General features: G+C 69.1%; 11 protein-coding genes. 8 read left to right on the top strand and 3 right to left on the bottom strand.

Annotated features, from left to right (window positions below):
• Positions 1-23: 23 nt before the first annotated feature.
• The 4 genes from ACFVM3_RS19970 (at position 24) to ACFVM3_RS19955 (ending at position 3,807) form a co-directional block, all read left to right on the top strand.
• On the top strand, positions 24-869 hold the full coding sequence (locus ACFVM3_RS19970) for a lysozyme (RefSeq protein ID WP_378440575.1): 846 nt from the start codon (positions 24-26) through the stop codon (positions 867-869).
• 187 nt (positions 870-1,056) lie between these two features.
• Positions 1,057-1,866, top strand: a complete 810-nt coding sequence (locus ACFVM3_RS19965) for a Twin-arginine translocation protein TatA (protein WP_378440573.1) — start codon at positions 1,057-1,059, stop codon at positions 1,864-1,866.
• Positions 1,867-1,870: 4 nt separating this feature from the next.
• On the top strand, positions 1,871-2,977 hold the full coding sequence (locus ACFVM3_RS19960; RefSeq protein WP_378440571.1) for a pentapeptide repeat-containing protein: 1,107 nt from the start codon (positions 1,871-1,873) through the stop codon (positions 2,975-2,977).
• Positions 2,977-3,807 (top strand): hypothetical protein, encoded by an 831-nt coding sequence (locus tag ACFVM3_RS19955; protein ID WP_378440569.1) that lies wholly within the window; start codon positions 2,977-2,979, stop codon positions 3,805-3,807. Before ACFVM3_RS19960 ends, ACFVM3_RS19955 begins: the two co-directional genes overlap by 1 nt.
• Positions 3,808-3,881: 74 nt before the next feature.
• Here ACFVM3_RS19955 and purL read toward each other — a convergent pair whose 3' ends face one another.
• Positions 3,882-6,164 (bottom strand): phosphoribosylformylglycinamidine synthase subunit PurL, encoded by a 2,283-nt coding sequence (gene purL / locus ACFVM3_RS19950; protein WP_378440567.1) that lies wholly within the window; start codon positions 6,162-6,164, stop codon positions 3,882-3,884.
• 119 nt (positions 6,165-6,283) lie between these two features.
• On the opposite strand from purL, the gene ACFVM3_RS19945 reads away from it, so the two are divergent.
• Positions 6,284-7,909, top strand: a complete 1,626-nt coding sequence (locus tag ACFVM3_RS19945; RefSeq protein ID WP_378440565.1) for an ABC transporter ATP-binding protein — start codon at positions 6,284-6,286, stop codon at positions 7,907-7,909.
• Positions 7,906-9,633 carry an ABC transporter ATP-binding protein gene (locus ACFVM3_RS19940; RefSeq protein ID WP_378440563.1) on the top strand — a complete coding sequence of 576 codons (1,728 nt, stop codon included), beginning with the start codon at positions 7,906-7,908 and terminating at the stop codon, positions 9,631-9,633. The genes ACFVM3_RS19945 and ACFVM3_RS19940 overlap by 4 nt, the downstream gene beginning before the upstream one ends.
• Before the next feature lie 54 nt (positions 9,634-9,687).
• Here the strand turns inward: ACFVM3_RS19940 and purQ are convergent, their stop codons facing one another.
• Positions 9,688-10,365, bottom strand: coding sequence for a phosphoribosylformylglycinamidine synthase subunit PurQ (purQ, locus tag ACFVM3_RS19935; protein WP_007032539.1), 678 nt, complete (start codon positions 10,363-10,365; stop codon positions 9,688-9,690).
• Entirely contained in the window at positions 10,362-10,601 is a 240-nt protein-coding gene (gene purS, locus ACFVM3_RS19930) for a phosphoribosylformylglycinamidine synthase subunit PurS (RefSeq protein ID WP_007032538.1), read from the bottom strand. The genes purQ and purS overlap by 4 nt, the downstream gene beginning before the upstream one ends.
• A 66-nt stretch (positions 10,602-10,667) precedes the next feature.
• Between purS and ACFVM3_RS19925 the strand changes: the two genes are divergently transcribed.
• Both ACFVM3_RS19925 and ACFVM3_RS19920 read left to right on the top strand, forming a co-directional pair.
• Positions 10,668-11,441, top strand: a complete 774-nt coding sequence (locus ACFVM3_RS19925) for a hypothetical protein (RefSeq protein ID WP_378440560.1) — start codon at positions 10,668-10,670, stop codon at positions 11,439-11,441.
• Positions 11,442-11,543: 102 nt separating this feature from the next.
• Complete coding sequence (locus ACFVM3_RS19920; protein ID WP_378440558.1) at positions 11,544-13,127, top strand: GMC family oxidoreductase; 1,584 nt, start codon at positions 11,544-11,546, stop codon at positions 13,125-13,127.
• Positions 13,128-13,167 lie beyond the last annotated feature (40 nt).

Genomic DNA, 13,167 nt, shown 5'->3' with positions numbered 1-13,167 from the left:
TTATCCGTGAAGGGATTGTCGTAATGCGCACTTCCCGAAGAATCGCCATCGCCGTCGGCTCCGCGCTGCTCCTGCTCAGCAGCACGGTCCAGGCGTCGGCCGCCCCGTCCCCCGAGATCACGTCGATCGAACAGGATCTCCAGCGGAACGACCACACGATCGGATCGCAGATCCGGCGCGTGGAAGGCGACACCTCCACGCCGGACTCCAAGGCCAAGGCCGCCCAGCCGCAGCCCGAGGTCGGTGTGCTCGCGACGGTCGCGGGGATGGACGTGGCCAGCTATCAGGGCAACGTCGACTGGAACTACTGGTGGAACCAGGGCAAGCGCTTCGTGTGGGCGAAGGCCACCGAAGGCACCAGCTACAAGAACCCGTACTTCGCCCAGCAGTACAACGGTTCCTACAACAAGGGCTTCATCCGCGGCGCGTACCACTTCGCCCTGCCGAACGTCTCGAGCGGCGCGGCGCAGGCCGACTTCTTCGTCAACAACGGCGGCGGCTGGTCCAAGGACGGCAAGACCCTGCCGGGCGCGCTGGACATGGAGTACAACCCGTACGGCGCCACCTGCTACGGCCTGAGCCAGTCCGCCATGGGGTCGTGGATCCGGGCGTTCCACGACCGCTACAAGGCGCGCACCGGCCGCTGGCCCGTCATCTACACCTCGACGAGCTGGTGGAGCACCTGTGTCGGCACGTCGCAGAACTTCGGCGGCACGGTCCCGCTGTGGATCGCGCGGTACGCGTCCACCGTGGGCGCGCTGCCCTACGGCTGGGGCTACTACACCGTGTGGCAGTACACCTCCAGCCCGCTCGACCAGAACACCTTCAACGGCGCTTACGACCGCTTGCAGGCACTGGCCAACGGCTGAGCTGCGCATTCCGTGAACAGGCGGCTCCCGGCCTCGGCCGGGAGCCGCTTTCGCGCGCCGGTTTCGACGCACGGTACCTTCCGGGCAGAATGCCCCTGAAATCCCTGGCACGGGCGGATCCGGAACCAGCGCTGACCGCCGGTCGTCTGATCAGAAGCCTCAGGCCCCAGTACGGAAGGCGAGACCGATGACCTACCCACCCCAGCCAGGCCAGCCCTATGGCCAGGACCCCCAGGGACAGCAGCCGCAGCAGGGTTGGGACCAGACCCAGCAGTACGGTCAGCCGCAGCAGTACGGACAGCAGCAGGGCTGGGACCAGACGCAGCAGTACCAGCAGCAGCCGCAGCAGGGCTGGGACCAGACCCAGCAGTACCCGCAGCAGCCCCAGCAGGGCTGGGACCCGAACAACCAGGGCTACCAGCAGGGCTTCGGCGGCCCGCCCGCACCGCCGTCGAAGAGCAAGACCGGTCTGATCATCGGGATCGTGATCGGCCTCGTCGTGCTGATCGCGTTCGGTGTCACCGGGTTCGTCGCGCCGGGCTTCCTGCTCAGCAAGGACGAGGGGAACAACACGGCCGCGCCGCCGCCCGCGTCGTCGTCCGAGCAGGCGCCGACCTCCGCGCCGAAGAGCAGCCCGAAGTCGAGCTCGCCCAGGAGCAGCCCGAGGAGCACCGAAAGCGGTGGCACGGGCTCCGAGGGCAACCCGAAGGGCATCCAGAACCTGAAGGACTTCCTGGCCAAGGTGAGCGCCGGGGACAAGGCCGGCGCGCTCGCGCTGGTGTGCCAGGACATGAAGGCGACCATGGGCGACTCGATCGACATCATGGCCCCGGCGCCGTCGCAGCTGGAGGTCACCTCGACCTCCGGTATCGGTGACGGGTTCATCACCGGTGACATCGAGGGCACGGTCAAGGGCAAGAAGGTGAGCGGGTCGGGGATCTCCTCGGACGACAACCCGGACAAGTCCTTCTGTGTCCGCAACTTCTTCGTATTCTGAGCGGATGAAGCGGTTTCTCCGCTCCCCGCTGCTCTGGACCTTCGTCGCCTCGCTCGTACTGCTGGTCGCGGTCGGCGGCTGGTTGCTGACCGATCCGGCGACCAGCCGCAGCGAGGCGCTGAAGACCGGCGGCATCGCCGGGGGCGCCATCGTCGCGTTGTACGCGTTGTGGCTCAACGACAGGCGGCGCCGGGTCGAGGAGCGGCGGCAGGAGGTCGAACGGCAGCGGCAGGAGCTCGAGCTGCGGCGGGCCGACCAGGACCGGGACCGGATCTCGGACGAACGGTTCGCCAAGGCCGTCGAACTGCTCGGCCACGAGGCCGACCAGGTGCGGGTGGGGGCGCTGCACGCGCTGGCGGGGCTGGCTCGCGGCCGCGAGATCTACAAGCAGACCGTGCTGGACATCCTGTGCTCGTACCTGCGGCGGCCGTTCGAGCATCCGCGGTATCAGGACACGGCGAAACGGGACGGGAACACCGCACCGGCGGAGGGCTCCGCGGAGGAGGACCAAGAACTCCAGGTGCGGCAGACCGCGCAACGGCTGATCGGGGAACTCCTCCCGGCCGCGGATTCCGAGGGCACGCCGGGGTACGACCTCGACCTGACCGGCGCGGTACTGGAGTACTTCGATCTTTCGGAACGGAAGATCGGCAAGCTGTTGCTGCGCTACGCGGGCTTGTACAGCAGCACCAACCTGTCCGGCTGTGTGTTCCTCGGGCCGGTGTACCTGACGGGCGCGGGAACGAAAGAGAAGAAGCGCATCGGTTTCTTCCGGTGCAGTGACGCCAGGTTCGAACAGCGGGCGTGGTTCAGCGGGGTCCGGTTCTCCGAGGACGTCGAGTTCCGCGGCACCGTGTTCGCGGGCGAGACGTCCTTCAAGGACAGTGTCTTCGCGAAGGACGCCGTCTTCGCCGACGCCGGGTTCAAGAAGACGCTGGATCTGCGCCGCGCCCGGTTCGAGGGCTTCGGGGATCTGAGCTTCCGCGAGACGCCCGGCACGGTGTCGCTCTACAACACGTCGGTGGAACCGGCGAGGGACCACGAACTCCCGGCGGGCTGGGCCGTCGAGACCCTGCCGGACGGCCGCGCCCGGCTCACGGTGAAGGACTGATGAGGCGGCTGCTCAGGTCGCCGCTGTTCTGGACGTTGTCGTCCTCGATCGTGGTGCTCGTCGGGGTCACCGCCTGGCTGCTCATGGATCGCGCGACCAGTCGCGGCGACGCGCTCAAGACCGGCGCTCTGGCGGGCGGGGCGGTCGCCGCGCTCTACGGACTCTGGCTCAACGACCGGCGAAGGCGTACCGAAGAGGACCGGCACGAGATCGAGCGCAGCCGGATCTCCGACGAGCGCTTCGCCAAGTCGATCGAACTGCTGGGCAACGACGCAGATCAGGTCCGGATCGGGGCGATGCATTCGCTCGCGGGGCTGGCCAGGACCCGTCCGGAGTACCGGCAGACCGTGCTCGACGTGTTGTGCGCCTACCTGCGGCGGCCGTTCGAGCATCCGAGTTTCGATCCGGACCTCGACTGGGAAGACAAGGAAAAGCGGGCGGCGGCGGAACGGGAACGGCTGGTCCGGCGCGCGGCCGAACGGCTGATCCGCGACATCCTCCCCCACGCCGGGACGACCGGGCCGACGCTTTCGCTCAACCTCAGCGACGCCCGGCTCGACAAGCTGGGGCTGCTCGGCAGGCGGATCGGCTGGTTCGGCGCGGATCGGTGCGAGGTGCTGTCCTATCTCGACCTCACCGACGCTCAGCTGTCCGGGAAGTTCCTGCTGGAGAACGCGACCATCCGCGGCAGGTTCGAGGTCGCCAGGGCTAGCTTCGAACGGAAGGTGTCGCTGGACGGCCTGGTCGTCGAAGCGCCCGTCGACTTGAGCGTGGCGACCTTCGCGGAGCCTCCGTCGCTTGAGGGCGCGGTCCTGTCCAAAGAGGGCTGAAGGGCGCTTTCCCCACATCACATGCGGTGAAAGCGCCCTTCGCTGCGTCCCATGCGGGGAAAGTCCCCTTCAGCTCAGTCGAAGAGCGCCGGGAGCGTGCGCTCCCAGGTCTCCCGGAGCTCGTCCAGCGTGAACTCCGTGATGTCCTGGAGTTCGAGCGAGCCCGACTCCGGGTCCACCACACCGGTCTTGCGCCACGGCAGACCGCGCGCGGTCAGCATCTCGGTGAACCGCAGTTCCTCGGTGCGCGGCACGGCGACCAGCACCCGGCCCGCGGACTCGGAGAACAGCTGCACGAACGGGTCCTGCTCCGCGTCGAGGAAGACGCGGGCACCGCACTGTCCGATGAGGACGGTCTCGACGAGCGTCTGGATCAGGCCGCCGTCGGAGATGTCGTGCGCGGCGGAGATCATGCCGTCGCGGGAACCGGCGATGAGGATGTCGGCGAGCAGCTTCTCGCGCGCCAGGTCGACCTTGGGCGGGCGGCCGCCGAGGTGGCCGTGCAGTTCGCGCGCCCAGGCGGAACCGTCCAGCTCGTCGTGGGTCTCGCCGAGCAGCAGCAGGGTTTCCCCGGCCTCGGCGCCGATTCCGGTGGGGATGCGGCGGGTGACGTCGTCGATCACGCCGAGCACGCCGACCACCGGGGTCGGCAGGATGGCCGTGTCACCGGTCTGGTTGAAGAAGCTGACGTTGCCGCCGGTGACCGGGATGCCGAGCTCGACACAGCCGTCGGCGAGACCGTGCACGGCCTGCTCGAACTGCCACATCACGCCCGGGTCGGTCGGCGCGCCGAAGTTCAGGCAGTCCGACACCGCGACCGGCTTCGCGCCGCTGGTGGCGACGTTGCGGTACGCCTCGGCCAGCGCGAGCTTCGCGCCCTCGTACGGGTCGAGGTAGACGAACTTGCTGTTGCAGTCGGTCGAGACGGCGACGCCGCGGCCGGTGGACTCGTCGATCCGGATGACGCCGGAGTCCGACGGCTGCGCGAGCACGGTGTTGCCGCGCACGTAGCGGTCGTACTGGGAGGTCACCCATTCCTTCGACGCCTGGTTCGGCGACGAGATCAGCTTGAGGATGTCGGCCCGCAGCTCGTCCGAAGTGGACGGACGCGGCAGCTTCGCCGAGGTGTCGGCCTGCAGGGCGTCCTGTGTGGACGGACGCTGGATCGGGCGGTCGTACACCGGGCCCTGGTGTGCCACGGTGTGCGCCGGCACGTCGACGACGACCTCGTCGTTCCAGGTGATGACCAGGTGCTCGCCGTCGGTGACCTCGCCGATGTCGGTGGCGATGACGTCCCACTTCTCGCAGACCTTCATGAACGCCTCGACGTTCTCCGGCGAGACGACCGCGCACATCCGTTCCTGCGACTCGCTGGACAGCACCTCCGCCGGGGTCATCCCGGTGGCGCGCAACGGAACCCGGTCGAGGTAGATGTGCATACCGCCGTCACCGGCGGCCGCGAGCTCCGACGTCGCGCAGGAAAGCCCGGCGCCGCCGAGGTCCTGGATGCCGACGACGAGCTTCTGGGCGAACAGTTCGAGGCAGCACTCGATGAGCACCTTCTCGGTGAACGGGTCGCCGACCTGGACGCTCGGGAGCTTCTTGCGGCCGCCCGAGGACTCGTCACCCGAGAAGGTGTCGCTGGCGAGAACGGACACGCCGCCGATGCCGTCGAGGCCGGTGCGCGCGCCGAACAGGATGATCTTGTTGCCCTTGCCCGAGGCGAACGCCAAGTGCAGGTCCTCGACGCGCATCGCACCGACGCACAGGGCGTTGACCAGCGGGTTGCCCGAGTAGCTGGGGTCGAACACCAGCTCGCCGCCGATGTTCGGCAGGCCGAGGCAGTTGCCGTAGCCGCCGACGCCGGCGACCACACCGGGCAGCACGCGCCGCGTGTCGGGGGCGTCCGCCGGGCCGAAGCGCAGCGCGTCCGCCACGGCGAGCGGGCGCGCGCCCATCGCCATGATGTCGCGCACGATGCCGCCGACGCCGGTCGCGGCACCCTGGTACGGCTCCACGTAGGACGGGTGGTTGTGGCTCTCGACCTTGAAGGTGACCGCCCAGCCCTCGCCGATGTCGACGACACCCGCGTTCTCGCCGATGCCGGCGAGCATCTTCTCCTTCATTTCGGGAGTGGCGGTCTCGCCGAAGTAGCGCAGGTGCTTCTTCGAGGACTTGTACGAGCAGTGCTCGCTCCACATCACCGAATACATCGCCAGTTCGGCGTCGGTCGGACGGCGGCCGAGGATCTCCCGGATCCGGGCGTACTCGTCGTCGGCGAGGCCGAGCTCGACGTACGGCTGGGTCAGTTCGGGGGTCGCCTCGGCGCGTTGAGTGGTGTCAACGGTGCTGGTCACGGTGTCAACCTCAGGGTTCGCCACGGCCTTGAGAATAGGCGAGTGTTTAAGGCCACTCGCGGTCGCCCACGGATAAATCGGTCGCGCCCGCGACGGTGATCCGCTTAACGTCGGTAATCGTGCTTTCCGCCACATATCCGCTTCCGCGACTACGCCTGCCCGCCAAGCCGACCGCCTGGCGGTACCTGGTCAGGATGATGCTCGCGCGTCCGGGACTGCTCGCCGTCTCGGCGATCAGCGGTGCGCTGTGGTCGCTGCCGATCGCCCTGCTGCCGGTCGCGATCGGCCGGGGTATCGACGCGATCGGCCGCGGCGACGGCGATTCCGTCTGGCTGTGGGGGCTCGCGGCCGCCGGGCTCGGGATCGCGCAGACGATCGCGGGCACGGTGCAGCACTTCGCGTCCTACGGCTGCTGGATCCACGGCGCCGGGGTGACGCAGCGCCTCGCCACCGAACACGCGGCGAAGCTGGGCGCGAACCTGCGCGACACGACCACCACGGGTGACGTGGTCGCGATCACCACCAGCGACATCAACCCGATCGGTGACTCCTTCGAAGTGCTCGGGCGGGCCTTCGGTTCGCTGATCGCGTTCGTCGTGTGCGCGACGGCGCTGTTGTCGACGTCCCCGCTGCTCGGCATGGTCGCGCTGATCGGTGTCCCGCTGGCGGTGGTCGGCATCGGGCCGCTGCTGAAGCCGCTGGAAAAGCGTCAGACGAAGCAGCGCGAGGAGAAGACCGACGTCAACGCGCTGGCCGCGGACATCGTCTCCGGTCTGCGGATCCTTCGCGGTGTCGGCGGTGAGAAGCAGTTCCTCGACCGCTTCCGCCGCTCCAGCCAGCGGGTCCGCGCGGCCGGTGTCCAGGTCGGGCGCAGCGACGCGTGGCTCGCGGCGGCCGAGGTCGCGCTGCCGGGCCTGGTCACGGTGGTCATCACCTGGCTGGGCGCGCAGCTGGCGATCAACGGCACCATCGGCGTCGGCGAACTGATCACGTTCTACGGCGTCTCGGTGTTCCTGGTGATCCCGGTGACGACGGCGACCGAGTTCGCGGGCGTGCTGAGCGCCGCGCTGGTTTCGGCGCGGAAGGTGTGCAAACTGCTGACCACCGAACGCACGCTCACCGAGCCGGAGCATCCGGTGCCGCTACCCGAAGGCCCGCTGGACCTGTACGACGAGACGTCCGGGATCAAGGCCGAGGCCGGGAAGCTGACCGTCATCGATGTCGGGGCCGACGCCGAAGCGGTGGCTTCGCGGATGGCGCGGTTCACCGATCAGAGTGAACCCGCGCTCGTCGGCGGGGTTCCGGTGGACCAGGTCTCCCTCGACGAGCTGCGTCGGCGGGTCGTGTTCGCGCACAACCAGGACATCTGGTTCTCCGGTGTGCTGCGCGAACAGGTCACCCCCGCCGAGCCCGGCGACGTCGACATCACCGAAGCGCTTTACGCGGCGGACGCCGAGGACATCGTGGACGCGCTGCCCCACGGCGTCGACGAGGTGATCGGCGAACGCGGACGTGAGGTCTCCGGTGGTCAGCGGCAGCGGCTGAATCTGGCCCGCGCGCTGGCGACCGACGCCGACGTCCTGCTGCTCGACGAGCCGACCTCGGCCGTCGACGCGCATACCGAAGCCCGCATAACCGAACGCGTCGCGAAGCTGCGGCGCGGCAAGACCACCGTCGTGTTCAGTCAGAGTCCACTGTGGACACATGTGGCCGATGTGGTCGTGAGTACGAAAGTACCGGCATGAAAAAGCTGCCGCTGGCAGACAAGAAGGACGTAAGACGTTGGATCAAGGAGACCGCGCGGGCGAACAAGCGCGAATTCTCCGTGATGCTCGGCCTGTTCTGCGTCGCGACCGCGATCGGGCTGGCCGGGCCGAGGCTGCTGGGCGCGCTGGTGGACGAGGTCGTCGAGGGCACGACGACCACCACGATCACCTGGCTCGCGGTCGCGTTCGTGGTCGTGCTGGGCGCGCAGGCCTGGTTCAAGGGACTGGCCAGGCTCCGCGCGCGGGTGTTCGGTGAGCGGATCCTGGCGCTCAACCGCGAGGAATTCGTCGGGAACGCGCTGGACCTGCCGCTCGGCACGGTCGAAGCGGCGGGCACCGGTGACCTGCTCAGCCGCGCGACCACCGACGTCAGCCGCATCGACCACGCGGTGCGCCACGGCGCGCCGGAGATCCTGATCGCCGCGGTGACGGTGGTGTTCACGGTGGTGGCGATGGTGATCACGTCGCCGTTCCTCGCGCTGGGCCTGCTGGTCGCGCTGCCGCTGCTGGTGCCGGTGAACATCTGGTACCAGCGGCGGATCCCCGGCGTGATGCGGCGGATGCTCGACAAGTGGTCCGAGTTGCAGTCCACCACGCACGAGACCGCGGAGGGCGCGCGGACGGCGGAGGCGCTGAGCCTGACCGGCCGCCGGATCCGGACCGGGCACGACGGCCTCGACGCCTCGATGCTGGGCGAACGCGAGATCCGGGCACTGCAGATGCGGTGGATTCCGTCGCTGGAGATCAGTTATGTGCTGCCGGTGCCGGTGATGCTCGGGCTGGGTCTGCTCGCCTACTCGAACGGCTGGGAAGGGCTCGGCACGATCACCGCGATGCTCCTGTACTCGCAGGTCATGACGGGTCCGCTGAACGAGGCGTTGTTCTGGCTCGCGGACATGCAGGTCGCCGGGGCCTCGCTGCGACGACTGCTGGGCGTGCGGCCCGCTCCGTCTTCCGAAACGGCCTCGGAGACTCCGCGCGGCCAGGACATCGAGGTGCGCGACGTGCGCTTCGGCTACAACGCGGACCGCGAAGTGCTGCACGGGATCGACCTGCGGGTGCCCGCCGGTGAACGGCTGGCGATCGTCGGCCCGTCCGGTGCCGGCAAGTCGACCCTGGGACGGCTGCTGGCCGGGATGTCGGCGCCGACGTCGGGCTCGGTGCGGATCGGCGGCGCCGAGGTGTCGACGCTGCCGGACGACGTCCTGCGCGGCGAGGTCCTGTTGCTGACCCAGGAGCAGCACGTCTTCGCGGGGACGCTGCGGGACAACCTCACGCTGCCCGCCGGGGACTGGACCGACGACCGGCTGCTGGCCGCGCTGGCCTCGGTCGGCGCTTCGGAGTGGGTGGCGAGCCTGCCGGACGGGCTGGACACGAAGGTCGGGGCCGGCGCGGTCGCCGTCCCGGCGGCGATGGCGCAGCAGCTCGCGCTGGCGAGGGTGGTGCTGGCCGACCCGCACACGCTCGTGCTGGACGAGGCGACGTCGCTGCTGGACACGGGTTCGGCGCGGGAGCTGGAGCGGTCGTTGAGCGCGGTGCTCGAAGGGCGCACGGTGATCGCGATCGCGCACCGGCTGCACACCGCGGCCGCGGCGGACCGGGTCGCCGTCATCGAGGGCGGCCGGGTGACCGAGCTGGGTTCGCACGCGGAGCTGCTGGCGGCGGGTGGGCCTTACGCGGCGTTGGTGGCCGCCGCCTCCTGACGCATTTAGTCCTCTAAATGCGGTTCACGCATTTAGAGGACCAAATGCGGGGCGTCAGGCGGAGACGAGGGCGTCCACGGCGCTGTAGAACATGCCGAGCCCGTCGTCGGACGGGCCGGTGAGGGCGTCGATGGCGTGCTCCGGGTGCGGCATGAGCCCGACGACGCGGCCGTTCTCGCTGCGGATCCCGGCGATGTCGTTGCGCGAGCCGTTCGGGTTGCCGCCGACGTAGCGGAACACCACGCGGCCCTCACCCTCGAGCTCGTCGAGGGTGGCCTGCTCGGCGACGAAGCAGCCGTCGATGTTCTTCATCGGGATGAGGATCTCGGCGTCCTTGTCGTACCGGGTGGTCCACGCGGTGTCGTTGTTCTCGACGCGCAGCCACTGGTCACGGCAGATGAAGTGCAGGCCCGCGTTGCGGATCATCGCGCCCGGCAGCAGCCCGGCCTCGCACAGGATCTGGAAGCCGTTGCAGATACCCAGCACCGGCATGCCCTTGTGGGCGGCCTCGATCACCGACGACATCACCGGCGCGAACCGGGCGATGACGCCGGCGCGCAGGTAGTCGCCGTACGAGAAGCCACCGGGGACGACGACGGCGTCGACGCCCTTCAGGTCCTCGTCCGCGTGCCACAGCGGCACGGCTTCGGCGTCGGCGTAGCGGACCGCGCGGGCCGCGTCACCGTCGTCGAGCGTGCCGGGGAACGTGATGACCCCGATGCGGGCGCTCACGCGTCCACCCGCTTGATGGTCCACTGCTCGATGACGGGGTTCGCGAGGAAACCCTCGGCGATCTTTTCGAGCGTCGCGTCGTCGACGGAGTCGTCGACCTCGATCTCGAAGTGCTTGCCCTGACGGATCTCGGCGATCCCGGTGAAGCCGAGACGGCCGGCGGCGCCGAGCGCGGCTTGGCCCTGCGGGTCGAGGATTTCGGGCTTGGGCATGACGTCGACGACGACTCGGGCCACGGCAGGCTGCTCCTTATTCACGCAGGTCGTGGGTACCGCCAGAGCCTACTTCACTACGGTTGCCGCATGACCTACGGGCAGTACACACCGCCGAAGAAGTCGAAGGCCTGGCTCTGGATCACGCTGGCGCTGGTCTTCGTCCTGATCGCGGGCGGTGTCGCGTTCACCGGCTTCGTGACGCCGGGGTTCTTCAAGGCCAAGGCCGACACCACCTCGCGCGCGACGCCGGAGCAACTGACTCAGTCGTTCGTGAACGGCGTCGGCGAAGATCGCCTCAGCTCGCTCTGGTGCCCGATCCGCTCGAAGCGGTCCTATACCTTCGAGCAGGTCATGGCCGCCTCAGAAGGCGCACAGCTCAGCACGCCCGCGCGTCAGCGTGCGCCACAGGAGTATTCGGCCGCGCTCACCGCCGGTGGCCAGACCGTCGGGATCGCGATGATCCCCGGCGAGGGCGGCTGGTGCGTGCGCGACGCCAAGATCGGCGGCGAGCCCGAGCCACTGCCGGGTATCGAGACGAAGCCGTCGCCGCGGCCCGACGTCAAGACGGGGGAAGAGGCGGGGAACAAGTTCGTCGACGCGATCAACGCGCGCGACATCCCGGCGGCGCTGTCCGTGCTGTGCGAGAAGGTGCCCGACACGACCCGCGACGGCGTGCAGCAGATCATCCACGGCGAGGGCAGGTACACCGTCGACACCGCCGACGTGCTGACCGTCGCGAAGCAGACGATCCTGCACCTCAGCGGCGACGTCGACGGCGTCCGGAAGCCCGGCCGGATCGAGACCGAGGACGACGCCGAGGGCGGCCCCTGCGTGGCTTCTTTTTCACCCGACTCGGACTGAGCTCGCACCGATCCTTCGTCTGGGGGATGCTCGGAGCGCGGCGCTGGGCCAAGATGAGCCCATTGGCGGGGCGTCAACACCGGGCGAGCAGCAGGAGGCACCGTGGCCGATCAGGACTCCTTCGACTACGTGATCGTCGGCGCGGGCAGCGCGGGATGCGTACTGGCGAACCGGCTGAGCGAGGATCCGTCGGCGCGGGTGCTCCTGCTCGAAGCGGGCGGCGAGGACGACGCCGACGAGATCCACATCCCCGCCGCGTTCCCCGGCCTGTTCAAGACCAAATGGGACTGGAACTACGAGACGGCCGAGCAGAAGCACACCGGCAAGACGCTGTACTGGCCACGCGGGAAGACGCTCGGCGGCTGTTCGTCGATCAACGCGATGATCTACATCCGCGGCAACCGCGCGGACTACGACGGCTGGCGTGACGGGCACGGCGCCGAGGGATGGGGTTTCGACGACGTCCTGCCGTACTTCAAACGGGCGGAGGGGAACCAGCGGCTCGGCGGGCCACTGCACGGCACCGACGGCCCGTTGAACGTCGAGGACCGGCGCTTCACGCACGAACTGTCCCTCGCCTGGGTGGATTCCGCGGTCGCCTGGGGCCTCAAACGCACCGACGACTTCAACGGCGAGTCACAGGAAGGCGCCGGCGTCTACCAGGTGACGTGCAAGAAGGGGCGCCGCTGGTCGACGGCCGACGCGTATCTGCGGCCCGCCCTGTCGCGGCCGAACCTCACCGTGCGGACCAACGCCCAAGCGACCCGCGTCGTCTTCGAAGGCACGCGCGCCGTGGGTGTGTCCTATTTGGACAAGGGTGTCGAGACGACGGCGCGCGCGTCGACGGAGGTCTTGCTGAGCGGTGGCGCGGTGAACTCGCCGCAGCTGCTGATGCTCTCCGGGGTCGGCCCGGCGGAACACCTGCGGGAACACGGGATCGACGTCGTGGCCGCGCTTCCCGGGGTCGGCGACAACCTGCACGACCATCCCGCCTGCGGGATCATCTGGTCGACCCGCGGTACCACCGACCTCGTGGACGCGGCGACGCCGGGCGGCCTGGTGCGGTACCAGCTCACCAAACGCGGCCCACTGGCCTCGAACATCGGCGAGGCCGGCGCGTTCTTCCCGGCCGCGGACGGTGTCTCGCCGCCGGACATGCAGATCCACGTCGCGCCGACGTTGTTCTACGACAACGGGATGCGCGAGCCGACGGTGCCGGGCTTCACTTCGGCGGCGACCCTGGTGGACGTCGCGAGCCGGGGGCGTCTGCGGCTGAAGTCGTCGAATCCGTTGTGGAAGCCGGAAATCGACCCGGCCTACTACGCCGAGTCCGTGGACATGGAGAAGATGCTCGCCGGGATGCGGGCACTGGTGGAGATCGGGAAGTCCGGGCCGCTGGCGCGGTATCTGGACAAGCCGTTCCTGCCGGAGCGGCACGACCTGACCGACGGCGAACTGGCCGACTACGTGCGCGAGAAGACGCAGACGCTGTACCACCCCGTCGGGACCTGCTCGATGGGAACGGGCGAGAACGCCGTCGTCGATCCGTCGCTGAAGGTGCGCGGGGTGGACGGGCTGCGGGTGGTGGACGCGTCGGTGATGCCCGTGGTGCCGCGTGGGAACACGAACGCGCCGACGATCATGGTGGCGGAGAAGGCCGCGGATCTCATCCGGGGCCGCGGCTGAAGGACGCTTTCCCCGCATCAGACGCGGTGAAGGGCGCTTT

Origin of the sequence: Amycolatopsis sp. NPDC057786 (assembly GCF_042797905.1) — a bacterium.
Lineage (GTDB): Bacteria > Actinomycetota > Actinomycetes > Mycobacteriales > Pseudonocardiaceae > Amycolatopsis.
This window is presented reverse-complemented; position numbering and strand designations above follow the sequence as displayed.